The organism is Nonomuraea sp. NPDC049480, assembly GCF_044465905.1.
GTDB lineage: Bacteria > Actinomycetota > Actinomycetes > Streptosporangiales > Streptosporangiaceae > Nonomuraea.
The window spans coordinates 632,673-656,659 of record NZ_JBITMD010000003.1; the positions used below are offsets into that span (position 1 = coordinate 632,673).

A 23,987-nucleotide genomic window follows, 5' to 3' on the forward strand; every position below is an offset into this window, starting at 1 on the left:
CGCCGTCCTCCGCGCGGGCAGGCGACCGCTCACCTCACCATTCCCGCGGGCCGCGCCCCGACGGGGGTGCCGGTCTCCAAGTGGGAGACGCCGGCCTCGGCGGGGAAGCCCAGCCCGGGGCCGTGGTGCGGAGACTCGGCACCGCTGACGCCGAAGATCCCGGCCCCCTGCTCGGCGTGCCCCGCCATCCGGCGGAACACCGCGAACAACTCCCGTCCCGTGCCGACCCACTGCGCGTCGCTCAGCGGCCGCCCCTCGGGCGTGCGCCGGGCCAGCTCCTCGGCGGGCACCAGCAGCTCCAGCGTCCCCGCCGCCGAGTCGAGCCTGATCACGTCGCCGTCGCGGACCAGCGCGATGGGCCCGCCGTCAGCAGCCTCGGGCGACAGGTGGATGGCGGCCGGCACCTTCCCGGAGGCCCCCGACATGCGGCCGTCGGTGACGATGGCCACCCGCTGCCCACGGTCGAGCAGCACGGCCAGCGGCGGCGTGAGCTTGTGCAGCTCGGGCATGCCGTTCGCGCTCGGCCCCTGGTAGCGGATGACCGCCACGAAGTCCTGCCCGTCCAGCTCGCCGGCCTCGAACGCCTTCAGCAGGTCCAGCTGGTCGTCGAAGACCTTGGCCGGCGCCTCGATCACCAGGTGCTCGGCCTTGACCGCCGACACCTTGCTGACGGCGCGGCCCAGGTTGCCCTCGACCATGTGGATGCCGCCGTCCGCCGAGAACGGCCGCGCGACCGGCCGCAGCACGTCCAGGTCGGCGCTGCCGCCGGTGACGGGCGCCCAGACCGGAGAACCGTCCACCAGTGACGGCGCCTCGCGGTAGCGGTCGAGGCCGGGCCCGGCCACGGTCATGACGTCGGCGTGCAGCAGACCCTCGTCGAGCAGGTCGCCGATGAGCACCTGCATGCCGCCGGCGTCGCGGAAGTGGTTCACGTCCGCCTGGCCGTTCGGGTAGATCTTGGTGAGCGACGGCACGACCGGCGACAGGCGGGCGAAGTCATCCCAGGTCAAGATGATGCCGGCGGCCGCCGCCATGGCGACCAGATGCAGCGTGTGGTTCGTGGAGCCGCCGGTGGCCAGCAGCGCGACGCAGGCGTTCACGATGGACTTCTCGTCGACCACCTCGCCGATCGGCGTGTACTCCTCGCCGTGCGCGGTGATCTCCACCGCTCGCCGTCCGGCCGCCTCCGTCAGCGCGTGGCGCAGCTCGGTGTGCGGGTTGACGAACGTCGAACCCGGCAGGTGCAGGCCCATGACCTCCATGAGCGCCTGGTTGGAGTTCGCGGTGCCGTAGAAGGTGCAGGTGCCGGGGGAGTGGTACGACTTCGCCTCGGCGTCCAGCAGCTCGACCCGTCCGACCTTGCCCTCGGCGAACAGCTGGCGGGTGCGCGCCTTGACCTTGTTCGGCAGACCGGAGGCCATCGGCCCGGCCGGCACGAAGATCGCCGGCAGGTGCCCGAAGTGCAGCGCTCCGATGAACAGGCCCGGCACGATCTTGTCGCACACGCCCAGCAGCAGCGACGCGTCGAACATGTCGTGCGACAGCGCGATCGCGGTGGCCATGGCGATCACGTCGCGGCTGTAGAGCGACAGCTCCATGCCGGCCCGCCCCTGGGTGATGCCGTCGCACATGGCGGGCACGCCGCCGGCGACCTGCGCGACGCCTCCGGCCTTGCGCACGGCCGCCTTCAGCTCCGGCGGGTACGTCTCATACGGCTGGTGCGCCGACAGCATGTCGTTGTAGCTGGTCACGATCGCGACGCCGGGCTTGGCCGCACCCCGCAGAATGGGCTTGTCCTCGGCGTTCGCGGCGGCGAAGCCGTGCGCGAGGTTCGCGCACCCGAGGTGGGCGCGCGCCGGCCCCTTGGCCCTGGCGGCCTCGCCGTCGCGCCGGATGCGAGCCAGGTAGGTGGCACGGCTCGTGGCGCTGCGTTCGGCGATGCGGTCGGTGATCTCCTGGATGACGGGATTCACAGTTCCTCCTCGTGCCACGCGCGACCGCTACGGCCGAGCAGTTCGTGGGCTCCGGCGGGGCCGGTGGTTCCGGCCGGGTAGGGCTCGGGCAGGGCGGGGTCGGCCTTCCAGGCGTCCAGGATCGGGTCGATCCAGCGCCAAGCCGCCTCCACCTCGTCGCGGCGCATGAACAGCGTCGGATTCCCGGCCAGCACGTCCGTCAGCAGCCGCTCGTACGCCTCCGGCACCCGAGCCGTGAACGTCTCGCCGAAGCTCAGGGACATCGGCACCGGCTTCAGCGTCACCTCGCCCGCGCCCGGCTCCTTGGCCATGATGTGCAGCTCGATGCCCTCCTCCGGCTGCAGCCGCAGCACGAGGCGGTTCGGCGTGCCGCCGGGGAAGATGGAGTGCGGCACGTCCTTGAACTGCACCACGATCTCCGAGCGCCGGTGCGGCATCCGCTTGCCGGTCCGCAGGTAGAACGGCACTCCGGCCCACCGCCAGTTCTTCACCTCGGCGCGGATCGCGGTGAACGTCTCCACCCGCCGCGACGCCTCGGTCGGCGCCGTGGAGCCCGGCTCGTCGAGGTAGCCGGGCATGTCACCGGCCCCGACGTACTGGCCGCGCACGGTGAAACGGTCAGCCTCGGTGCCCGCGATCGGCCGCAGCGCCTGCAGCACCTTGACCTTCTCGTCGCGGATGGCCTCGCGGTCGTTGCGGGCCGGCGGCTCCATCGCGGTCAGGGTGAGGAGCTGGAGCAGGTGGTTCTGCACCATGTCGCGCAGCGCGCCGGCGTCGTCGTAGTAGCCGCGCCGGCCCGGCGTGCCGACCGTCTCGGCGGCGGTGATCTGGACGTGGTCGATCCAGAGCGAGTTCCAGACCGGCTCCAGGAAGGCGTTGGCGAAGCGCAGGACCAGCAGGTTCTGGACGGTCTCCTTGCCCAGGTAGTGGTCGATGCGGAAGATCTGGCGCTCCTCGAAGATGGCGCCGACCTCGTCGTTGATCGCCTGCGCGCTCGGCAGGTCGTGGCCCAGCGGCTTCTCCAGCACCACGCGGGAGCGCGGCGTCACCAGGCCGGCCTCGGCCAGTTCCCGGCAGAAGGGGCCGAACGTACGCGGCGGGCTGGCCAGGTAGAACACCCGGTCGCGCGCCTCGGAACCGGCCAGGGTCGCCGCCAGCGCCTCCCAGCCCGACCGGTCGGCGCCTCCGACGTCGACCGACACGTGGTGCAACCGGCCCAGGAAACGCCGCCACACGTCCGGGTCGTCGACCGGGACCCGGTCGCGTACCTCGGCGTCCACCTTGCCGCGGAAGTCGGCGTCGGTCAGCCCGCCCCTGGACATGGCGATGACGCGGGTCTCCGGGGAGAGCCGGCCCTCCCTGTCGCTGTGGTACAGCGCCGGGAGCAGTTTGCGCATGGACAGGTCGCCGGTTCCGCCGAAGACCACGAGGTCGGCGGTGTGGGCGGTGGTGGTTGCCGGATGGGTGGACACGGTGAGGGACTCCGATGATCTACCAAAGCAGGGACAGAACGGACACTAACGAGAGTTTGGGATGTACACAAGCGGAGTTTTGGCATTTGAGATAAAAAAGTAATGACTTTTCATGACCTAACCCCATGTGGTTCACTTAGCCGATGCCACGACGTACCGCCGGGACCCTCGCCACGAGCGGCGAGGTGCTGCGCCTGATCCGCACCGGTGAGGCCGTGACGCGGGCCGACCTGGGCCGGGTGACCGGCCTGTCGCGACCCGCCGTCCAGCTGCGCGTCGCCGAACTGCTGGACCGCGGCCTGGTCGTGGAGCGCACCGACGCCCCGTCCACGGGCGGGCGGCCACCGGTCCGGCTGGAGTTCAACGCCACGGGCGGCGTGGTGCTGGTGGCGGCGCTCGGCGCCAGCCGCACCCGGGTGGCGATCTGCGACCTGGCCGGGGCGGAGCTGGACGGCCGCGAGTTCGCGATGGACGTGGAGCAGGGGCCCGACGTCGTGCTGCCGGTGCTCATGGACACCTGGGACGAACTGCTCGGCGACCGCCCGCGCTCGATGATCAGGGGCGTCGGGATGGGCATGCCGGCCACCGTCGAGTTCGCGCAGGGCCGCACCGAGAGCGCCCGCGTGATGGCGTCATGGACCGGCGTGGTGATCCCGCCGATCATCCGCGAGCGCTTCCCCGTCCCCGTGCTCGTGGACAACGACGTGAACGTGCTGGCCATCGGCGAGCACCGCGGCACCTACCCCGACCTGGACGACCTGATGTTCGTCAAGGTCTCCACGCGCATCGGCGCGGGCGTGATCGCCGGCGGCGGCATCCTGCGCGGCGCGCTCGGCGCGGCGGGCGAGATCGGGCACATCCCGGTGCAGGACGGCGGCGGCGTGTTGTGCCGCTGCGGCAACACCGACTGCGTCGACTCCGTGGCCAGCGGCACCGCGCTGCTGCGCGACCTGCGCGCGGCCGGCAAGGACGTCAAGACCATCGCGGACGTCACGGCGCTCGTACGGGCGGGCGACGCCGAGACCATGGCCATGGTCCGCACCGCCGGGCGCCGGATCGGCGAGGTGCTGGCCGGGGCGGTCAACATCCTCAACCCGTCGGTGGTGGTGCTGGGCGGCGACGTGGCGGAGGCGTTCGGGCCGCTGGTGTCGAGCATCCGCGAGGTCGTCTACCGCCGCTCCACGGCCCTGGCCACCCGGCGGCTGCGCATCGAGCCGAGCAGGCTGGGCGCGGGAGCGGGCATCAGCGGGTGCGCGGTCATGGTGCTCGACCACGTGCTCTCGCCCGAGGCGGTCGACGACACCATGACGGTCTCGTCCCTGCGCAGGGTCTCCAGCTAGCGGTCCCAGCGCGGCTCGTCGCTCTCCCGTACGAGCCCGTCCGCGCCGAAGATCAGATACCGGTCGAGGTCGGCGGCGAACCACCGGTCGTGCGTGACCGCCAGCACCGTCCCCTCGAAGCCCTCCAGACCCCGCTGCAACGCCTCCGCGCTGGCCAGGTCCAGGTTGTCGGTCGGCTCGTCGAGCAGCAGCAACGTCGCCCCCGACAGCTCCAGCAGCAGGATCTGCAGCCGGGCCTGCTGCCCGCCCGACAGTGTCTCGAACGGCTGGCCGCCGGCCGGCGCCAGCTCGTAGCGGGCCAGCGCCGCCATGGCGTCGTTGCGGGTCATCGCGTGCTCGCGCATCACCACGTCGGCGGCCGCCTTGCCCTTCAGGTCGGGCCGCAGGTGGGTCTGCGCGAAGTAGCCGGGCGTGACCCTGGCGCCCAGGCGGGCGGCGCCGGTGTGCGCGATCGGCTCGCCGGCCAGCAGGCGCAGGAAATGGGACTTTCCGGTGCCGTTCATACCGAGCACGCCGACCCGTTCGCCGTACCAGATCTCGGTCGAGAACGGCCGCAGCAGCCCCGTCAGCTCCAGCTCCTCGCAGACCACCGCCCGCTTCCCGGTACGCCCGCCGCGCAGCCGCATGCGGACGTTCTGCTCCTTCGGCGCCCGCTGCGGCGGCCCCTCCCGCTCGAACCGCTCCAGCCGCGTCACCGCCGACTGGTACGCCCCCGCGAGCGCGTCGTTGTTCGCCGAGCGCTGGCGCAGCGTGTGCACGAGCCGCCGCAACCTGGCCCGCTCGTCCTCCCAGCGCTGCCGCCGTTCCTCCAGCCGCTCCCTGCGCCGCCTGCGCGCCTCGGCGTAGCTCGCGAAGCCGCCGCCGTGCACCCACACCGTGCGCCCCTCCACGGTGACGATCCGGTCGGCCGCCTCGGCCAGCAGTTGCCGATCGTGCGAGACGAGCAACACGGTCTTGGCCGAGCCCCTGATCGCCCGCTCCAGCCACTGCTTGCCGCGCACGTCCAGGTAGTTGTCCGGCTCGTCCAGCAGCAGGACCTCGTCGGGGCCGCGCAGCAGCGCCTCCAGCATGAGCCGCTTCTGCTCGCCGCCCGACAGCGTGGCCAGGCTCCGGTCCTTGATCCGCTCGTACGGCAGCCCCAGGGCCTCCGTCGCGCACACGTCCCACACGACCTCCAGCTCGTAGCCCCCGGCGTCGGCGTAGTCGGCGATGGCCTGGGCGTAGGCCAGCTGGGCGGGCTCGTCGTCGGTCCGGGAGATCGCGGCCTCGGCCGCTTCGAGTTCCGCCGCCGCGTCCCGGACACGCTGCGGCGCCACGTTGAGCAGCAGGTCGTGCACGGTGCCCGCGCCGAGGAACTGCCGCATCACGCCGATGCCGCCGCTGCTCGCGATCCGGCCGTCGGCGGGCTCCAGCTCGCCGGCGATCAGCCGCAGCAGCGTGGTCTTGCCGGCGCCGTTGGGCCCGACGAGCGCCGCCTTGGCTCCGTCGCCCACCTTGAACGACGCCTCCAGCAGCAGCGGCCGCCCGTCGGGCAGCAGGTACGTCACCCCGCTCACTTCGATGTGTCCCATGGCAGCTCCCTCGATCGCTGTTCTATTACTAGACCATCGATCCGGTCGCTCGTACAACGTATTATCTCCTTCGTGGACACCGTGTGGTCGCGCCCCCAGAAGGCGCCGAGGCAGACGCTGACGCTGGAGCGGATCGTGGCCGAGGCGGTCGCGCTGCTCGACGAGCAAGGCGTGGGGCGGCTGACCATGCGCCGTCTGGCCGAGCGGCTCGACACCGGCTCGACCACCCTCTACTGGCACGTCAAGACCAAGGACGACGTGCTGGACCTGGCCCTGGACGCCGTCTTCGGCGAGGTGCGCCTGCCGGAGCGGCGGCCGGACGGCGCCTGGCACGCGCTCGTGCGCGCGCTGATCAGCGGCTGGCGCGCGGCCCTGTTGCGCCATCCGTGGTCGGCCACCATCTTGGACCGCCCGCTCATGGGCCCGAACGCGCTGGAGCGCACCGAGTTCTTGTACGCGGCACTGGCGGCCGCCGGCTTCGCCGACCCCCGGGCCGCCGCCTACAGCTTGTCCAACTACGTCATGGGCTCGGTCATCATGCAGGTCAGCTTGCAGGACGGCGACGGTGAGGACACCGGCGCGTTCCTGCGCGAGCGCGCCGCCCGCTACCCGGCCCTCGCCGAGCATGGCCTCGACCACGAGTGGGACGCCACGTTCGACGAGGGCCTCGGCTACCTCCTCGCCGGGATGGAGCAGGCCAGAAAACCAGAAACCGGCCCCCTCTGACGAGCCGCCCGGCCGGGCCCGGCGCGGCATCGGGCAACGGCGCGCCGGCCCAACCAAGACCGCCCCGCCCATGACATGCCTCCCGATGAGGCGTCGTCACGGGTGAGGCGGTCAGGGTGAGGCGGTCAGGGGTGAGGCGGCGTACCGGGAGACGCCGGCCCGAGGGTGGAGAGCCCGCACGCAGCGGGCTCTCCGGGTCCTCAGTGGACGGGGTTCACGTCGTCCATGGCCTGCTTGGGCAGCAGCAGCCCGACCGCGAAGGTCGCGACGATCATCCCGGCCGCCACCCCGAGCGTGATCTGCACGCTGCCGGTCCCGAAGTACACCGTGCCCAGCAGCGCCAGCCCCAGCGCGCCGCCGACCTGCTGCAGCGCGGTCAGCGTGCCGGACGCCGAGCCGGTCTCGCCGGGCTCGACCGCCGCCATCACGATGCCGAAGTACGGGCTCATGATCAGGCCACTGCCCAGACCGGTCACCGCGAGCACCGGAGCCAGCTGCCAGGGGGAGACGCCCGGCGCGGCGACGGCGATCACGCCGAGCACGCCGAGTCCCATGACGAGCGCCCCGGCCAGGAGCACTCGCCGCCCGTGCCGCCGCGCGGCCTGCGCGATCCCCATGCCCGCGATCATGCCGAGCGACGAGGGGACTCCGGTCAGCGCCGCCTTGAGCGGGGAGTACTCCAGGCCGAGCTGCGTGTAGAGCCCGACCACGAAGAAGATCCCGGCGAACGCGGCGAAGTAGATCGTGCCGGTCGCCATGCCGGAGACGAACGCCCGCTTGCGGAACAGGCTCGGCGCCACCAGCGGGTCGCCGCCGCGCGCGGCCTTGCGCCGCTCGTACGCGGCGAACCCGGCGAACACCACGCCCGAGGCGGCCATCATGCCGAACGACCACGCCGGCCATCCGTGCTCGCCGCCCTGCACCAGCGGGAACACGATCAGCACGGTGCCCGCCGAGGCCAGCAGCGCCCCCGGCAGATCGAGCCGCACGCCCCCGGCGGGACGGGTGCCGGGCAGGTAGCGCAGGGCGGCCAGCGCGGCGGCCACGCCGACGGGCAGGTTGATCAGGAAGATGAGCCGCCAGTCGACGCTGGTCAGCGCGCCCGCCAGGATCGGCCCGCCCACCGCGGACAGTCCCATGACCGGCCCGAACAGTCCCATCGCCGCCGCGAGCTCCTTGGGCGGGAACATCTCCTTCATCATCCCCATGCCCTGGGGGATCATCGCCGCCCCGAACAGTCCCTGCACGATCCTGGCCGCGATGATCGTCTCGGGGGAGAAGGCCAGGGCGCACAGCAGCGACCCGGCCGTGAATCCGGCGACCCCGATGAGGAACATGCGCCTGCGGCCCACGATGTCGCCCAGCCGCCCGCCGACCAGCAGGCCCGCGGTCATGGCCAGCGTGTACGCCGCGCCGAGCCACTGGATGAGTGAGGCGCCGCCCCCCAGCTCGGCCCGCATCGTGGGGCCCGCGACGTTGGTGACGGTGGCGTCGAGCAGCTCCATCACCGAACCGGCGAGGATCACCGCGAGCGCGGGCCGGCGCCACTTGTAGGGCGCCGGCTCGGCGGGTGTCTGCACTGGGCGGATGTCGAGAGCGGTCATCTCTGCCTCCAGGATCGGAACGGCTCGTTCTGTTCCACTATAACAGAACGGAACGCTTCATTCCATAAATGGAGGCGTGAGATTCGGCCTCACCACGGCACAAGGCAAGAGGGCGCTTCGTCGCGGCGGGCAGCCCGTGAGCCTTCACGACCGGCCATGACAGACGGCAACCCGGTGCGGCGCGTGCGGTGACGTCGGGCGACCGTAAAAGGAGGGGGTCGTATCCCTTGAGAGGAGAAAGCCTCTAAGAGGAGAAAATCCCCTCGCGGCGGATCGTCTGCCAGGGCAGCGCGAAGGTCATGAGCACCACCGCGACCACCGCGAGGAACCAGCGGCCGCGAGGATCGGCCCTCCGGGCCTGGTGCGCGGCAGGAGAGACGGACTCGACCGGCCTCACCTGAGGGCCGGACCGGCTCAATTCTTCGGGCCGTGCGTCTTGTCCGAGCCGAGGCCGGGAGGTTCCTTCGTCTGGCCGGGCGGGATGCGCTCGGCGTCGGTCGTGGCCGGAGCGCTGGCAGGCGGGGCCGGCGTCGGCGTCTTGGAGACCGGCGTGGCGGCCGGGCTGGTGCTCTGCCGCGCCACGGGGGCCTGGCTCCGGGACCGGGTGGGGGTGGCCGTGCGCCTGGGCGCGGGCGTGGCCGGGACCACGGGCGCGACCGATCTGGTGGGCCGTCCCGTCGCCGGGCTCGACTCGATGGCGGCCGGCACGGACTTCTCGGGCGCGCCGCTCCCGTCGCCGGGCCACTCGACGGCGTCCAGCCTGGCCGTGTTGAACGCGCCACCGATCAGCACCGCCGCCGTGGCCAGCATCAGCGTGCCGAGCAGCACTCCGGCGATCATCAGCACCCGCCTGCGCCGGCCCCTCTGGTCGACGGAGACGGCCGTGCCCGGCGATCGATGCGCTCCACTCACGCATCTGATGCTAGAGACGCCGGACCACTCCTCGGGCCGATGTAAAGCTATGTCCGTTTAATCCACATAAAACCGTGATTAACAGCTGCAGAGCAGGCCGCGCAGCGCCGTCTCCAGGCACAGCCCCGACTGCGCCGGCGTCGGCCACGCGAAGCGCACCAATGACTCGTCCACCCGTACGGTCGCGCCGAACCGGTCCAGCTCCCACAGCCACACATCGCCGGGCGCCTCGCCCAGCTGCCTGGACACGCCGGCGGTCAGCTGCGCCCGGTGCGAGGAGTTGACGTGGGCGAGCACCCGCTCGGCGGTCTCGGTCAGCGGGTCGGGCCTCGCGCCCAGGTAGTCGTCGGCGTCGAGCAGCCCCGACTCCTGGCCGGTCAGGTAGACGACCTGGCCCACGTCCATGCGCAGCAGCTGGGGCGCGCCCCGTTCGCCGAACCGCTCCAGCGCCTCGAACAGGCTCTCCTCCGCGCTGTGCGCGGCCACCGCCACCGCCGCGGCCCGCGCCTCGCTCTCGGGCACCGCCTCGGCCCAGCCCTGCACCTCGATCAGCCCGCGCGGGTGCGTCACCTCACCCAGTTGCCGCATCGCCGTGAGGTTCACCGCCACCACGGCGTCCCCGCTCAGGCCGTGCAGCGGCTCGCGGGGAAGCACCAGGAGCACGGGACGGCCGCGCTCGTCCACGCCGCCTCGGGCGGGCGAGGGGGCGCCGTCGACGGAGAGCTTGGCGACGCTGGCGGTCGCGGCGAGAGTGCGGACCCGCTCGGGGATCGGCAGCATGACGCCTCCTAGGGGTAACATTTAGTGCTAGGTTAGCCTTACCTTAGTAAGGACTACCTAATCACATTGAGGTGAACGTGCGCTACACCGGCCCCAAGGTGCGACTGTCGCGTCGCGCGGGCGTCCCGCTGACCAGGAAAGCCGTCCGCTACTTCGAGCAGCGCCCCTACCCGCCGGGCGAGCACGGCCGTAAGACCAACCGCCGCACCACCGGCGACTACGGCCTGCGGCTGCTGGAGAAGCAGAAGCTGCGCTGGTACTACGACGTCTCGGAGCGGCAGCTGCGCCGCTACTGGGACCTCGCCGTACGCAAGTCCGGGGCGTCCGGCGCCGAGCTGGTGACCCTGCTGGAGAGCCGCCTCGCCTCGCTCGTCCTGCGCGCAGGGCTCGCGCCGTCGATCTACGCCGCCAGGCAGTACATCAACCACGGCCACATCGCCGTGGACGGCCGCAAGGTGGACATCCCCAGCTACCTGGTCAAGCCCGGCCAGGTCATCACGGTGAGGGAGCGGTCGCGCAGGATGCAGCCGTTCGTGGCCGCCGCCGAGGGGATCCACGCCGACGAGCGCATCGCGCCCTATCTGTCGGTCGACCACGCCGACCTGCGCTTCACGCTGACGCACCGGCCCGAGCGCGAGCAGATCGTCGTCCCCGTCGATGAGCAGCTCGTGGTGGAGTTCTATTCTCGTTAGCCGCAGATCAATCGGAAGAGCGTCACGCCGACCGGCTCGAGCCGGGAGAGCGGGGCGCTCTTTGCGCTTCTTCGCGGGAGCGCCCGCCGGGCGGCCTGCCGGCCGCGCGGCGGGTCACCCGGGGGTGCCCTGCCGGCGGAGCTCGGCGACCTCCTTGCGGAGCTCGGCCAGCTCCTCCAGGATCCGCTCGGTGTGGGCGGTGGTGTCCTCGATCGCGGCCCGCTCCTCGGCGTTCTCCTCGTCCATGGCGCTGACCACGACGGCCATGAAGAGGTTCAAAATCACGAACGTGCACACCAGAATGAAGATCGTGAAGAAGATCCAGGCCGACGGGTGCCGGATCATCACCTCCCTGGCGATGTTGCCCCAGTCGTCGCCGGTCATCGTCTGATAGAGGGTGAACAGCGAGGTCGGCAGGCTGCCGAAGCGGTCGGGGGAGGCCTGCCCGTAGAGCTTGGTGGCCATGACCGCGGCCACGTACAGCACCAGGGCGAGCAGCACCACGATCGAGCTCATCCCCGGCATCGCCCGCAGCAGCGCCGACACCACCCGGCGCAGGCTCGGCACGACCGACAGCAGCCGCAGCGCGCGCAGGATGCGTAACGAGCGCAGCACCGACAGGCCACCCGTCGCGGGTGCGAAGGCGATGGCCACGATGACGAAATCGAAGAGGTTCCAGGGGTCGCGGAAGAACGCGCAGCGCTCGACATAGAGCTTGACCGCCAGCTCGGAGGCGAAGACGTAGAGCGCGATGTGGTCGACCACGGTCAGCAGGGTGCCGTGGCGCTCGACGACGGCCGGGAAGGTCTCCAGGCCGAGCGTGCCTGCGTTGATCAGGATGACGGCGACGATGAACCGCTGGAAGTGCCGGTGGGTGATGATGGTTTGGGTGCGTTCACGCACAGGGGCAGGCTCCTTGGGCGGGATCGGTTCGGTGCCGTACCATGATGACGCACCATGATCAAGAGGGAGTCTGTGGTATAAACCCACCTGACTGCCGCATGCGAGGGGGCCGAGCGATCATGTCTTACCCGAACTACGGTCCCGCCTACGGGCCGCAGCACAGCCACCCCAACGGCACGACCATCCTCGTGCTCGGCATCCTCAGCCTGGTGGTGTGCAGCATCCTCGGGCCGTTCGCGTGGTCGATGGGCACCAAGGCGCTGCGCGAGATCGACGAGAGCGGCTACCCCTACGAAAACCGCGGGCACATCGCGGCCGGGCGGATCTGCGGGATCATCAGCACCATCCTCATGATCCTCACCTTCGCGTTCCTCATCTTCGTCTTCGGCATCGCCGCCATCTCCGGCGGCTTCTCCAGCAGCTACTAGCGGCCGCGCGCCGTAGCCGCCGAGCCCCGGCTCGTTCCTGCCGATGCCGATGCCGATGGCGCCGGGCCGGCTCGACGCCATCTCGCACATCAGCCCCTTCAGGTACGTCCTGGACGCGCTGCGCGACCTGTTCCACGGGCAGTACCTGACCGGCACCGTGGGTGCGGGGGTGGCGGTGACCGCGGTCTTCGCCGTGGTCAGCCTCACGGTCGGGACGCGCGTGTTCAGCCGCCAGAACGCCTGACCCCGCCGCCTCCCCGGCCGTCCGGTGGGATGCGGGGGCTCAGGCCGCGCTCTTGGCCCGTCGCTGGAGGGCGGCGATGATCCCCGCCGGATCCACGGTCCCGTACCCGTAGTCGTAGTCGAACCCCACCTCGCTACGATCCTCCGCGGTCCGCCGCAACAGCGCCCGCAGCTGGGCCGGCGACAGCTTCGCCGACGGCCACGTGGTGCGCACGGCCGCCACCAGCCCCGCCACCACCGGGGTCGCCGCGGAGGTCCCCGAGTCCGGCGCGCCGTCGCCGAACGCCTTCGACCCCAGGAAGTGCGTGTACGCGCACACGTCCGGCTTGCGGGCGGTCAGCCGCCCCGGCCCCTGCGAGGAGTAGCCCACCCGCTCGCCGTTGACGTCGATGCCGCCGATCGACAGCGCCTTGGGGTGGGAGTTGGCGCCCACGATGGGCCGGTTGGGGTAGGCGCAGCGCCCGTCCGGGCACTCACGCCCGCAGTTGCCGGCCGCGAACAGCACGTCGGCGCCGGCCCGGTCGAGGGCGGCCACCATCAGGTTGAACGGATGGGCGGCGTTGTCGGAGTAGTTGCCCGGATGCCCGACGGGGAAGTCCCACTCCGGCGAGAACGACCCCCACGAGTTGCTCACGACCAGCGCCCGCGTGCCGGCCGGCTGGGCCCCCAGCACGGTACGCAGGTGCGCGAACGCGGACACCGCGTCCGACAGCAGCCCGTCCAGCGCCGAGCCGCCCGGCCGGGTGGACAGCAGCAGCGGGATGTCGATCAGAGAGGCCTGCGGGGCGGCGATGAGCGCGTCGAACGCGCACATCGTCCCGTGGTCGACCTCGAACTCGCCCGGCTTGCCCGGCACGCCCGGCGGGCTCCAGCACCGGTCGGCGTCGAGCGTGACGCCTCTGCCGAGCTGCCTGGCGGTGTGGGCGGCGTTGACGCCGGTGTCCAGCACGGCCAGCGCCACGCCGGTCCCGTCGAGGCCCTCCGCGTGCAGCCCGGCCACGTTCATGAGCCGCTCGACGTCGCGCCAGTCGCCGACCGGCGGATCGCCGCCGCAGGTGGGCGAGGACTCGATGACCGGGTCGGAGAAGACTCCCACCACGTCGGGCCGGAGCGCGGACAGCATCGTGACCCTGGAGGCCGGCTCGTCGTCCGAGATCGTGCCCCGTACCAGCACGGAGGCGTCCTCGGCGGCCAGGGAGAAGTCGAGCGGCTGGTTGAGCGAGAGGGGGTCGCCGCCCACCGCGGGAACGGGCCGCGGCAGGGCCACGGGAACGAAGGCCGGGTCGAGTTCGACGCCGGGCAGGCCGTCCGCGACGTCGGCCGTGGTGGCGGTCTGGCCGGGGTCGGCCACCGCCGCGACCAGGTCGGGGGAGGGACGGAGCTGGATCAGGACCCGCATGTGTCACCACCGGTCGTATCTGGAGGGAAACGAACGTCCCAACATTCCTCCATCCGGCGGTGGACGTCCAGCGCATTCCAGGGGTTTTGACCTGCGAAAACACCCCAAACTGCGCGAGGTGGACGACCTTTTCCGGGCCGTCGGGCTCAGTGGATTGCAGAGAGATCACTGGTAATGAGCGGGGTGGCCATGAATCGCTCGCATGTTCCACCCGGCAGCCTGATGGAATGGTAATCTATCGGTTACTTATTGTGAGATCGGGGTGCCGAGGGTGGGGCAGACGTGCTGTTCGTTCGATATCTGTAGCAGGCAGGATGAGGGCGGCACACGGGGCAGCATCAGGCGCAGGATCTCACCTGCACCCCCATGCGAGCCACCGCCGTGGGAAACGATCCCAGACACCAGCACTGGAATAGGATCACATAACCGATCACAGATGCTTCCGCGTTTTCGGGTCCAGCTGACTACGGTGAGGCATCGTCACTCGCTCCTCGGTCTGCAGGCCGTGGCTCGTTCCCCCGTCTGACGTGGGGCGGGCCGGAGTGACCAGACCCAGCCACCACGACAAGGGAGGTGACCTTGGTGGCTACGTTGGACACACGTCAGCAGATCCACTCCGCCGTGCTTCCTCAGCGGCGGACCCTGGGATTCGCGCCTGCAGACAACCCTGGGGCAGGGACGAAACGGGGCGCGGACGCTTTCGGGCAGCGGAGTGTCCAACATGGTCGAGGGGAGACCCTCGCCGCCTCACCTGGCGGTGAGGGCGTCACCCGCGCAAGCGGAGAAGCCGGTCGTGAGACCGCACCCCGCGTGTTCGTCCTGGCCTCGGACGGCACGCCGCTGGATCCCTGCCATCCAGCCCGCGCCCGCAAACTCTTGAAGTCGGGGCGGGCGGTGGTGGCCCGGCACGGCCTGTACAGCATCCAGCTTGACCACCGCGGCGGCAAGATCCGCGACAAGCTCACGGCACGGGCCGCCCACCGGCGCGGTAGACGATCGCGGAACCTGCGCTTTCGCGCCCCCAGGTTCGCCAACCGTCGACGCCCCGACGGCTGGCTCGCCCCAAGCCTCCGACACCGGGTGGACACCGCGATGAATTGGGTGGCGCGGCTGCGCCGCCTGGCTCCAGTGCGGGCGATCCACGTGGAGACCGTGCGCTTCGACACGCACGCCCTGGCCGCAGGAAGGCCACTGGCAGGCGTGGAGTACCAGCACGGTACGCTGCACGGCTATGAGGCCCGCGAATACCTGCTGGAAAAATGGGGGCGGGCCTGCGCCTACTGCGCAGCGGGCGGCATCCCGTTGACCATCGACCACATCCACCCCCGCTCACGAGGCGGCTCGGATCGCATCAGCAACCTGTGCCTGGCATGCGTGCCCTGCAACCAGGCCAAGAACAGCACACCGGTCACCGAGTTCCTGGCCGGCCGCCCAGCGGTCCTGGCTCGGGTGCTGGCACGGGCCAAGGCACCGCTGCGGGATGCCGCCGCGGTGAACGCCACCCGCTGGGCTCTCTTCAGGGCACTGACGGCGACCGGCCTGCCCGTGCGCTGCGGCAGCGGCGGCCGCACGAAATGGAACCGGCACCGCACCGGCGCCCCTAAATCCACCGGCCGGGTCGCCGTGCGCACCTCCGGCAGTCACACCGTGCAGACTACTGGTGGGCCGGTGAAGACCTCGTACAAGCATCTCCGGCTGCTCCAGCGAGCCGACGGCTACACCTACACGATCAAGAAGGAAGAACACCGGTGCGCACCCTGACGGCGAGCCGCCTTTCCCCGCCCCGCTATGCGGGAGCCCGTTTCCTCCCCGGCCTGAAGGCTGGAGTATCCACGGAGAAGGTCCTATGACGCTCCAGGCCCAGAAGCCGGTCGACGACGGAGAGAAAGCCCACTGGCTGGCGGTGCGGCCGAGGCTCATCCTCGCCAGCGCCTTCATGCTCTTCCTCGAGCTGGCGCTGATCCGGTGGACCGGATCGAACATCGTCCACCTCAGCTATTTCACGAACTTCGTGCTGCTCGGCTCGTTCCTGGGCATCGGGCTCGGGTTCCTGCGCGTGGGGCGCTCGCGGCGGCAGCCGTACTACTCGCCGGTCGTGCTCGCCGTCCTGGCCGTCGTCGTGCTGACGTTCCCGGTGACCGTCGACAGGAACACCGAAGGCGTCCTGTATTGGACGAGCCTGTCCACCAGCGGGCCGCCCGCGTGGCTGATCCTGCCGGTCATCTTCTGCGCCGCCGCGCTGATCCTCATGGGGCCCGCCGAGCTCGTCGGCCGCTGCTTTCCCGAGCTGCCGCGCCTGGAGGCCTACCGCTACGACCTGATCGGCAGCCTCACCGGCATCGCGGCGTTCACGGCGCTGTCGTTCCTGAGCGCGCCGCCGGTCTTCTGGGGGCTGATCGCCGCCATCTGCTACGGCCTGCTGCTGGTGCCCCGGCCGCGGGCGCTCTACGTAGGCCTGGTGACCGTGCCCTCGCTGGTCGTCGTCGGGCTGCTGCTGGCCGAGACGCTGACCGCGGGGGCGATCTGGTCGCCGTACTACAAGGTCACCTCCAAGCCGATGCAGGTGCTCGGCATCGGCGTCACCGACATCGCCGTCAACGGCATCCCGCACCAGCAGGCCGTGCCCGCCGCCGCCCGCCTGCAGTGGGAGCGCCAGTACGGGCTGCCGTACGAGCGGACCGTCAAGCCCCCCAAGGACGTGCTCATCGTGGGCGCGGGCAGCGGCACCGACGTGGCGATCGCCCTGTCCAAGGGCGCGAACCGGGTCGACGCCGTCGAGATCGACCCCAAGCTCCGAGAGCTGGGCGAGTCCGTCCACCCCGACCGGCCCTACGACGACCCGCGCGTCACCACCCACATCACCGACGGCCGCGCCTTCCTGGAGCGCACCGGCGCCACGTACGACCTGATCCTGTTCGCCCTGCCCGACTCGCTCACCCTCGTCTCCGGGGCCAGCTCGCTGCGGCTGGAGAGCTACCTGTTCACCGAGGAGGCCATGCGGGCCGCCCGCGAGCACCTCAAGCCGGGCGGCACGTTCTCGATGTACAACTACTACCGCGAGAGCTGGCTCGTCGACCGGCTGGCCTCGACCATGCAGCGCGCCTTCGGTCACAAGCCGTGCGTCGACGTCGTCAGCACCGCCGGCCAGCAGGCCGTGATCACCGCCGGGCTGGCCGCGTCGGACCAGCGCTGCGCCTCCGAATGGCCGGGCGCCGCCGCCGGCACGCCGCAGCCCGCCGACGACGACCGGCCTTTCCTCTACCTCCACGACGCCACGATCCCGCCGATCTACGTCATCACGCTCACCCTGATCCTCATCGTCAGCCTCCTCGCCGTCCGCGTCGTCGCGGGCCCGTACCGGCGCATGCGCCCGTACGCCGACCTGTTCCTGCTCGGCGTGGGGTTCATGCTGCTGGAGACCAAGAGCGTGACCGGCTTCGCGCTGCTGTTCGGCACCACGTGGGTGGTCAACGCCATCGTCTTCGCCGGCGTCCTGGTCGCCGTGCTCGCCGCCGTCGAGATCACCCGCCGCTTCCGCACCCCGCCGCTGCCGGTCATGTACGGCGTGCTGCTCGCCGGCCTGCTGCTGGCCTGGCTGGTGCCGAACGAATGGCTGCTCTCCCTGCCGCTGCCGCTGCGGGCGGTGGCGGCCGTGACGGTGGCGTTCCTGCCGATCTTCGCCGCGAACGTGGTCTTCGCCAAGCGCTTCGCCGACACGGCCGACGCGACCACCTCCTTCGGCGCGAATCTGCTGGGGGCGATGGTGGGCGGCTGCCTCGAATACGCGGCCCTGGTGATCGGCTACAAGGGGCTGTTGATCGTCGCTGCCCTCCTGTACGTGGGCGCGCTGGCCCTGATGCCCCGCAAACGCGCGCTCGTGTGACGCGAGAGACCGGAAAAATGGCCGTGACGCGCGGCCTGATGAATGGTCGGGTTAATTGTCCCCTTCGCGGGTTGATTTGTCGGGGAATGCGAGGTGAGCTGGAGATACCGGCATGCGGCAATCGCATGGGTCGTTGAATGCGAAAAGGGAAAGTGGTCTTTTCGAAAGGAGGCGTGAGTATCGGGGGTGACGTCCGGTAAACCCGCGAGAAAAGGTGAATAATCATGGCGACACAAGGGGCGGCCAGGATCGACGTCGAGCGTGTCCTGCGGGAGGAGCCGGTGCCCGCCGGCCGCGCGGATCAGGTCGCCGAGGCGCTCCCCAAGGGAATGTTGTTCGCGACGCCGGGGACGGCCGGGCAGGCACGCGTTCCCGACACCGAATGGGCGCTCACCTCCGCCTGGTCCCATCGGGGACGGACCGCCACGGGAAGCGCCGCCGTCCACTACGGCGCGGGCCACGACCGGCTCGTCCGGCCGATGATCATCGCTGACGGGTTCGACCACGGGCCCAGTGACCTGGCCGCGTTGTGGAACCGGCTCGACGCGCCGTACCCGCCCGAGCGCAACCGCCTGCTCGGCCAGCTGCTCGCGCAGGGCATCGACGTCGTGCTGCTCGGGTTCGACGTCCGGCACACCCACATCCAGGCCAACGCGGGCGTGGCGGCGGCGTGCGTCCGCCGGGCCGTCACCGAGCGGGCCGGCGACGCGCCCCTGATCGCCGCCGGGGTCGGCGTGGGCGGGCTGATCACCAGGTACGCGCTGGCCGAGATGGAGACGCGCGGCGAGGACCACCAGACCGCGACGTACCTGTCCTACGACTCTCCGCACAACGGCGCGTGGATCCCGCTCATCCTGCAGCAGCTCGCGTACTTCTCCCAGCGCCTGGCCCCGGCCGGCCAGGCCGGCCTGATCAGCAGCCCCGCCGCGCAGCAGACGTTGTGGGCGTGGGTCGAGAGCGACCGCTACTCGGGACCCGTCGCCACCGCCAGCCCGCTGCGCGTCGAGTTCCTGGAGGACCTGCGGCGCGCGGGCTGGTTCCCCACCCGGCCGCGCAAGCTCGGGGTGGCCAACGGCGCCGCCGACGGCACCGGCAGGAACGTGCCGCCCGACAAGCACGCGTTCGAGTGGAGCGCGCTGGAGGGCGTCGTCGCGGCGACCGTCCGCACCCAGCCGGAACGCGGCGTCAACAGCCTGGTCGGCGGCATGCGGGCGGCGCCGATGTGGGAGAGCAGGAGCTACACCAGCGACGTCCCGGCGTTCGACGGCGCGCCGGGCGGGACGCTGCCCTCGTACGGGATGGTCGCCGACCGGCTCGGGGCGCCGATCGAGAACCGGTACCGTTCGGCCTGTTTCGTGCCCTCGGTGAGCGCCGTCGCCCTCCGGTACGACCCGGTGGAGTGGCCGGTCGACCTCTACACCGACATCACCGCCCTGTCGCCGGAGCAGAGCCAGCTCGACGACTACCACTGCGACTCCGACAACTCCGAGCACGGCAAGGTGACCGCGACGCTGGCCGAGTGGATCCTGGGGCAGCTCGCCAAGTAGAGCCGGGTGCGGGGGGCGCACCGCGCGGCGCCTCCCGCACCCGCACCATGGTTCGAAGTCATGAGGTCACCCCGGCAGCACGACGCCGGCGCCGCGAACGCAGGTGGAAAGCCCGGGTTCCGGTATGAGCGGCCGGACGCGAGTATGGGGTTGGATCACGAGAGTTCCGGTGCGCCGGATGCGCCGGAACCGTGAACGGGAGGAGAGACATGCCGTCCGGGCAGGAAGGGGCGCCGGCCGATCCGTACCCGGTATACGCCCGGTGGCGGGAGTCGGGTGGGCTGCGGCGGGTGGATCTGCGCAGCGGGCTGTACGGGTGGCTCGTGACCCGGTACGACGACGCCCGCGCCGCGCTCGCCGATCCCAGGCTCAGCAAGGACCCGCGCGTGGCGCCGCCCGACTGGCAGGAGGCGGGGCGCGGGCGGCCGCTGGAGGACCGCTCAGGCCTCGGCACCCACCTGCTCACCACGGATCCGCCCGAGCACACCCGGCTGCGGCGCGTGGTCTCCCGCTACTTCACGCCGGGAAGGCTGGACGCCCTGCGGCCGCGGATCGAACGCCGGGTGGACGCGCTCATCGACGGCCTCCAGGGGCGGGCCGAAGCCGATCTGATCGCGGATTTCGCCTCGCCGCTCCAGCTCGCCACCCTCTGCGACGTGCTCGGGGTGCCCGCGGCCGACCGTACGGACTTCCAGCGGTGGACCACGGCCGTCGTCTCGTCCGACGAGGACGGCGACGCCCGGCCGGAGGCGCTGGGGCGGCTGGGCACCTACGTGGGCGAGCTGGTCGCGGCCAAGCGGCGCGCGCCGGGGGACGACGTCATCAGCGCGATAACGGCCGCCGCCGACGACGGGGAGCGGCTGGGCGAGGCCGAGATGATGGCGATGATCTTCCTGCTGCTGGTGGCCGGATACGAGACGACGGTCGGGCTCGTCGGGCTGGGCGTCTGCACGCTGCTCCGGCAGCCGGACCAGCTCCGTCTGCTGCGCGAGCGTCCCGAGCTCGTGGATCAGGCCGTGGAGGAGCTCCTGCGGTACGACAGCCCCGTCGAGCGGGCGACCTGGCGGTTCGCCACGGAGCCGATGGAGCTGGGCGGCGAGCACGTGCCCGCCGGGCGGCCGATCCTGGTGGCGCTGGGGGCGGCCAACCGGGATCCCGGGCGCTTTCCCGAGCCGGACCGGCTGGACATCACCCGGGAGGACGCCGCCGGCCACCTGAGCTTCGGTCACGGGCCCCACTTCTGCCTCGGCGCCCAGCTCGCCCGGATGACGGGCCGGGCGGCCCTGAGCGGGGTCGTACGCCGCCTGCCCGGGCTGGCCCTGGCCGTGCCGCCCGAGCGACTGCGGTGGCGGGCCAGCCTGACCGTCAGAGGCCCGCGGTCGCTTCCCGTCGTGGTGTGACGGTCGTCGTCAGAGGCCGCACAGCTCATCCACGGACTCGGCGTCGGCCTTCTGGCTGTTGCGGGTCGGGGTCTGCGTGGGACCGGCGGCGCGGGTCTTCGCCGGCGTCGGCCCCGTGACGCTGGGCGAGGCGCTCACGCCGGCCGTCTGGGCCTGCTTGGGCGGGCGCATCGAGGCGTTGATCGCCTTCTTCGTGGCCTGGCGGATCTTCACCCAGTCCGCGCTGCCCGGCCAGAACGCCGGCGGCACGAACTGCAGGCTCGTGATCTTGGCATCCTTGACCTTGACGGCCACCTCCGCCAGCGGCTGCACGAGCTGCTGCGGGATGTTCGTCTGTGCCATGCGCTTGGCCGCGCCGGCGATCTTGTTGAAGTTCGTCAGGATGACGGCGGGGGTGGCCTGCTGGGCGAAGGCGCCGATGACGCAGCGCTGGCGGCCCATGCGGGAGAAGTCGTCGCTGTTCACGCGGGAGCGCCCGTACCAGAGGGCCTGCTCGCCGGTCAGCTTCCGGTAGCCCGCCTTGATCGTGCCCGCGGTGCCGTAGAGGCCGCCCCACCGGACGTCCTGCTCGACGCGGATCTTCAGGCCGCCGATGGCGTCGACCAGCGCCGCGAAGCCGTACATGTTGATCAGGGCGTAGTAGTCGATCTTGAGGTCCAGGGTGTAGCCGACGGCGTCCATCAGCGCCCGGGGGCCCTTGTTCTTGCCGCCCATGATCTCCGGGTGGTCGTTGGCGTACTGCCAGACCTCGTTGAGCAGGCCGCCGTTCGGCAGCTCGGCCATGAACCCGTTGGGGAACTGCCTGGCCAGCGGCGAGGACGGCGGGAAGCGTACGTGCTGGAGGTTGCGCGGCAGGCTGAACAGGACCGTGTTGCCGGTCTTGAGGTCCACGCTGGCCACGTTCATGCTGTCGGTCCGCACGCCGGTGCGGTTGCCCGCCGCGTCGCCGCCGACGAGCAGGAAGTTCACCCGGGTACGGCTGCCCCACGGGTTGTCGGGGTTCTTGGCGATGGGCGGCCCGTCGGAGTCGGGCGAGGAGGGGAAGATGTCGCCGATCGCGTTCCGGAGGGTCTGCACGTAGCCGGCCGCCAGTGCGAACGGCGACATGACCGCCACGCACAGCACGCCCACGATGATGCCGGTCACCACCTGGCCCTGCTGGTTCAGCCGGTTCGGGCCGAGCGCCACGTACGAGGTGACCATGAGCGCGAACCACCCGAGCGCGAACGCGGAGGCCACGACGATCACCGTGATCTGCATCCCGTCGCCGGCGAAGGACGTGAGGCTCGCTACGAGATCCTCGCGGGTCAGGGCGAAGGCCAGGGCTCCCAGCAGCGCCACCGCGTACACGCTGATGAGGATCATCCCGGTACGGCGATGCCCGGCGCGCAGGTGCGCGGCGCCGGGCACGAGGGCGGACAGGGCGGTCCAGCCGAGTACGGAGGCTGTCGTCAGCGGTTTGGCGAAGCGCGGAGCGCGGGAGCCGGAGGCGCCCGAGCCGCCCGATGCCGGGCGCGGGCGGCGCGCGGGGCGCTTTTTCCTGCCTCCTAGCACGGTGCCGACCCCATCGCGCTTGCTCACACCGGCTCCTTTACATGCCTACCAGGCAAAACCGTCGTTGCCCCCCGTTGGGCACAAGATTGCCAGGATTCTAGTCCCCATATATGGACATCAGAGACATGTACTCAACATGAGATGAACACCACGTGCATTTCAGGAGGTCGCGGAGGGCGGCGCCAGCCACGTGTTGCACTGGTACGCCTTGCTCCGCAGCCACCCCTGACGGAACCAGCGATTGTTGTTCGCGGGGGTGCCGTGGTCGCGCGGATAGCCGGGGTAGTCGCCCACCTGGGCGTAGAACGAGAACAGCCGGGCGCGGTTGACCGTGTTCACCGGATACGATCCCGCGACCGACCGCATCCACATGCCGCCGAAGCAGGTCGCCTGCAGTTCCAGCCGCCGGCTGAGCGCCAGCTTGCCGCTCTGGCTGGAGGAATCCAGAGTGCTGCTCCACCAGGAGTTCATCAGGCCCGTGATGTTCTGCACGTGGTGGCCGTACTCGTGGGCCATCATGCTGATGATGCCGCCGTGCCAGGAGATGATCTGCCCGTAGCCGCGGGAGTTGCCGTTGCCGCGGGCCATGGCCGAGGTCGAGGCGTAGATCGTGCTGTTGCGCGGGCAGTAGTACGGCACGATGCTGCCGGCGTGCGGGTAGTCGCCGCAGGCGCCCCTGCCGCGTCTGGCCGCGATGGCGTACCCCGGCGGCCGGAACGGGATCCCCTGCCGCTCCAGGATCGGCCGCCAGGCCCGGTCCATGCATTTGCCGGTCTTCAGGATCAGTGCTTTGAGCTGGCTGTCGCTGAAGATGTTGACGTTGCCGGCCGGGCAGTTGAGCCGTGGCAGCGCGCCCGCGCGGTAGACGGTGTTGTTCTTCAGGCTCGTGTTGAGCGTGACCTGTTTCGGCGGCGTGACCGTCGTGTCCGGCTCGTCGGGCTTCTCGGTCTCCCGTGTCCGCGTCGGGAAGGGGTCGGGACGGTCGGTGTCACGCGACGGCGGCTCGTACGTCGGGATCGCGATCGGATTCGTCGTCTCCGACCGCGACGAGGCCTTGAGCATCGCCGCGCCCACGACGATCAGCGCGAACAGCGCCGCCATCGACCCGAACACGATGCCGAGCACCCCGGCGACGCCCATGCCGGACTTCCTGCGCGGCGGCTGGTGCCACTGCCGCGGCGGCATCGGAGGCGGCGGTGGCGGGGGAGGGGGCGGCTGCCACTGCCGGCCGTACGGTGGAGGAGGCGGCGGGGGCGGCGGGGGTGGCGGGGGCTCCGGCGCGAACGTGCGCGTGCGCCCGTCGCGGGAACCGGGCGGCGGGTACGGCCCGCCCTGCGGGGGAGCACCCTGCGGGTAGGGCGGCTGCCCCTGCGGGTAGGGCGGCTGTCCCTGGGGCGGCGGCGCGTACGGCTGCCCGCCCTGGCGCTGCGGCTCGCGGTGGCCCGGCGGCGGCCACGGCAAGGACGGTGGCCTGTGTGGCTGTCCTGGCCCCTGGGGCGGGGGCGGATATTGCCCGTTCCCTGTCACCGTGTCTCCCCGTTCACCCGTCTGCCTGGAATG

19 protein-coding genes are annotated in these 23,987 nt (G+C 71.2%); 9 read left to right on the top strand and 10 right to left on the bottom strand.

Annotation, left to right across the window (positions count from 1 at the left end):
* Nucleotides 1–29: 29 nt before the first annotated feature.
* Both edd and zwf read right to left on the bottom strand, forming a co-directional pair.
* Nucleotides 30–1,973 (bottom strand): phosphogluconate dehydratase, encoded by a 1,944-nt coding sequence (gene edd, locus ACIBX3_RS12650; RefSeq protein ID WP_397116146.1) that lies wholly within the window; start codon nt 1,971–1,973, stop codon nt 30–32.
* The gene (gene zwf / locus ACIBX3_RS12655) at nt 1,970–3,370 is read right to left on the bottom strand and encodes a glucose-6-phosphate dehydrogenase (protein WP_397116387.1); all 1,401 of its coding nucleotides are present in this window, start codon (nt 3,368–3,370) and stop codon (nt 1,970–1,972) included. Before zwf ends, edd begins: the two co-directional genes overlap by 4 nt.
* A 218-nt stretch (nt 3,371–3,588) precedes the next feature.
* Between zwf and ACIBX3_RS12660 the strand changes: the two genes are divergently transcribed.
* Complete coding sequence (locus ACIBX3_RS12660; protein ID WP_397116148.1) at nt 3,589–4,785, top strand: ROK family protein; 1,197 nt, start codon at nt 3,589–3,591, stop codon at nt 4,783–4,785.
* Here the strand turns inward: ACIBX3_RS12660 and ACIBX3_RS12665 are convergent.
* Nucleotides 4,782–6,356 (bottom strand): ABC-F family ATP-binding cassette domain-containing protein, encoded by a 1,575-nt coding sequence (locus ACIBX3_RS12665; RefSeq protein WP_397116150.1) that lies wholly within the window; start codon nt 6,354–6,356, stop codon nt 4,782–4,784. The two genes, ACIBX3_RS12660 and ACIBX3_RS12665, sit on opposite strands and share 4 nt — an antisense overlap.
* Nucleotides 6,357–6,428: 72 nt before the next feature.
* On the opposite strand from ACIBX3_RS12665, the gene ACIBX3_RS12670 reads away from it, so the two are divergent.
* Nucleotides 6,429–7,082: a TetR/AcrR family transcriptional regulator gene (locus ACIBX3_RS12670; RefSeq protein WP_397116152.1), complete on the top strand. Its 654-nt coding sequence runs from the start codon at nt 6,429–6,431 to the stop codon at nt 7,080–7,082.
* A 200-nt stretch (nt 7,083–7,282) separates the two neighbouring features.
* Here the strand turns inward: ACIBX3_RS12670 and ACIBX3_RS12675 are convergent, their stop codons facing one another.
* The 3 genes from ACIBX3_RS12675 to ACIBX3_RS12685 form a co-directional block, all read right to left on the bottom strand.
* Nucleotides 7,283–8,686, bottom strand: coding sequence for an MFS transporter (locus ACIBX3_RS12675; protein ID WP_397116154.1), 1,404 nt, complete (start codon nt 8,684–8,686; stop codon nt 7,283–7,285).
* A 414-nt stretch (nt 8,687–9,100) separates the two neighbouring features.
* Complete coding sequence (locus ACIBX3_RS12680) at nt 9,101–9,598, bottom strand: hypothetical protein (protein WP_397116156.1); 498 nt, start codon at nt 9,596–9,598, stop codon at nt 9,101–9,103.
* Nucleotides 9,599–9,676: 78 nt separating this feature from the next.
* Complete coding sequence (locus tag ACIBX3_RS12685) at nt 9,677–10,378, bottom strand: DUF2470 domain-containing protein (protein WP_397116158.1); 702 nt, start codon at nt 10,376–10,378, stop codon at nt 9,677–9,679.
* 77 nt (nt 10,379–10,455) lie between these two features.
* On the opposite strand from ACIBX3_RS12685, the gene rpsD reads away from it, so the two are divergent.
* Entirely contained in the window at nt 10,456–11,070 is a 615-nt protein-coding gene (gene rpsD, locus ACIBX3_RS12690; RefSeq protein ID WP_397116389.1) for a 30S ribosomal protein S4, read from the top strand.
* Nucleotides 11,071–11,184: 114 nt separating this feature from the next.
* On the opposite strand, the gene ACIBX3_RS12695 is transcribed toward rpsD, so the two are convergent.
* Entirely contained in the window at nt 11,185–11,973 is a 789-nt protein-coding gene (locus tag ACIBX3_RS12695; protein WP_397116160.1) for an ion transporter, read from the bottom strand.
* Nucleotides 11,974–12,092: 119 nt separating this feature from the next.
* Between ACIBX3_RS12695 and ACIBX3_RS12700 the strand changes: the two genes are divergently transcribed.
* Both ACIBX3_RS12700 and ACIBX3_RS12705 read left to right on the top strand, forming a co-directional pair.
* The gene (locus ACIBX3_RS12700) at nt 12,093–12,401 is read left to right on the top strand and encodes a DUF4190 domain-containing protein (RefSeq protein ID WP_397116162.1); all 309 of its coding nucleotides are present in this window, start codon (nt 12,093–12,095) and stop codon (nt 12,399–12,401) included.
* 43 nt (nt 12,402–12,444) lie between these two features.
* A complete protein-coding gene (locus ACIBX3_RS12705) occupies nt 12,445–12,645 on the top strand; it encodes a hypothetical protein (protein ID WP_397116164.1) in 201 nt (66 codons plus the stop codon).
* A 39-nt stretch (nt 12,646–12,684) separates the two neighbouring features.
* Here the strand turns inward: ACIBX3_RS12705 and ACIBX3_RS12710 are convergent, their stop codons facing one another.
* Entirely contained in the window at nt 12,685–14,043 is a 1,359-nt protein-coding gene (locus tag ACIBX3_RS12710) for a S8 family peptidase (protein ID WP_397116166.1), read from the bottom strand.
* Nucleotides 14,044–14,853: 810 nt separating this feature from the next.
* Here ACIBX3_RS12710 and iscB point away from each other — a divergent pair.
* The 4 genes from iscB to ACIBX3_RS12730 all read left to right on the top strand — a co-directional run bounded on the left by iscB (nt 14,854) and on the right by ACIBX3_RS12730 (nt 20,873).
* Complete coding sequence (gene iscB, locus ACIBX3_RS12715) at nt 14,854–15,804, top strand: RNA-guided endonuclease IscB (protein WP_397116168.1); 951 nt, start codon at nt 14,854–14,856, stop codon at nt 15,802–15,804.
* Nucleotides 15,805–15,889: 85 nt separating this feature from the next.
* On the top strand, nt 15,890–17,926 hold the full coding sequence (locus ACIBX3_RS12720; protein ID WP_397116170.1) for a spermidine synthase: 2,037 nt from the start codon (nt 15,890–15,892) through the stop codon (nt 17,924–17,926).
* 224 nt (nt 17,927–18,150) lie between these two features.
* Complete coding sequence (locus ACIBX3_RS12725; RefSeq protein WP_397116172.1) at nt 18,151–19,473, top strand: hypothetical protein; 1,323 nt, start codon at nt 18,151–18,153, stop codon at nt 19,471–19,473.
* A gap of 209 nt (nt 19,474–19,682) precedes the next feature.
* Entirely contained in the window at nt 19,683–20,873 is a 1,191-nt protein-coding gene (locus ACIBX3_RS12730; RefSeq protein WP_397116174.1) for a cytochrome P450, read from the top strand.
* A gap of 9 nt (nt 20,874–20,882) precedes the next feature.
* Here the strand turns inward: ACIBX3_RS12730 and ACIBX3_RS12735 are convergent, their stop codons facing one another.
* Nucleotides 20,883–22,454 (bottom strand): LCP family protein, encoded by a 1,572-nt coding sequence (locus ACIBX3_RS12735; RefSeq protein WP_397116176.1) that lies wholly within the window; start codon nt 22,452–22,454, stop codon nt 20,883–20,885.
* Nucleotides 22,455–22,586: 132 nt separating this feature from the next.
* On the bottom strand, nt 22,587–23,888 hold the full coding sequence (locus tag ACIBX3_RS12740) for a neutral zinc metallopeptidase (protein ID WP_397116178.1): 1,302 nt from the start codon (nt 23,886–23,888) through the stop codon (nt 22,587–22,589).
* Nucleotides 23,889–23,987: the final 99 nt, after the last annotated feature.

Coding starts and splice junctions, on each gene's coding strand:
- ACIBX3_RS12660 (WP_397116148.1), top strand. CDS start 3,589: ATGCCACGACGTACCGCCGGGACCCTCGCCACGAGCGGCGAGGTGCTG.
- ACIBX3_RS12710 (WP_397116166.1), bottom strand. CDS start 14,043: ATGCGGGTCCTGATCCAGCTCCGTCCCTCCCCCGACCTGGTCGCGGCG.
- ACIBX3_RS12685 (WP_397116158.1), bottom strand. CDS start 10,378: ATGCTGCCGATCCCCGAGCGGGTCCGCACTCTCGCCGCGACCGCCAGC.
- ACIBX3_RS12675 (WP_397116154.1), bottom strand. CDS start 8,686: ATGACCGCTCTCGACATCCGCCCAGTGCAGACACCCGCCGAGCCGGCG.
- ACIBX3_RS12665 (WP_397116150.1), bottom strand. CDS start 6,356: ATGGGACACATCGAAGTGAGCGGGGTGACGTACCTGCTGCCCGACGGG.
- ACIBX3_RS12730 (WP_397116174.1), top strand. CDS start 19,683: ATGCCGTCCGGGCAGGAAGGGGCGCCGGCCGATCCGTACCCGGTATAC.
- zwf (WP_397116387.1), bottom strand. CDS start 3,370: ATGCGCAAACTGCTCCCGGCGCTGTACCACAGCGACAGGGAGGGCCGG.
- ACIBX3_RS12720 (WP_397116170.1), top strand. CDS start 15,890: ATGACGCTCCAGGCCCAGAAGCCGGTCGACGACGGAGAGAAAGCCCAC.
- ACIBX3_RS12705 (WP_397116164.1), top strand. CDS start 12,445: ATGCCGATGCCGATGGCGCCGGGCCGGCTCGACGCCATCTCGCACATC.
- ACIBX3_RS12725 (WP_397116172.1), top strand. CDS start 18,151: ATGGCGACACAAGGGGCGGCCAGGATCGACGTCGAGCGTGTCCTGCGG.
- ACIBX3_RS12700 (WP_397116162.1), top strand. CDS start 12,093: ATGTCTTACCCGAACTACGGTCCCGCCTACGGGCCGCAGCACAGCCAC.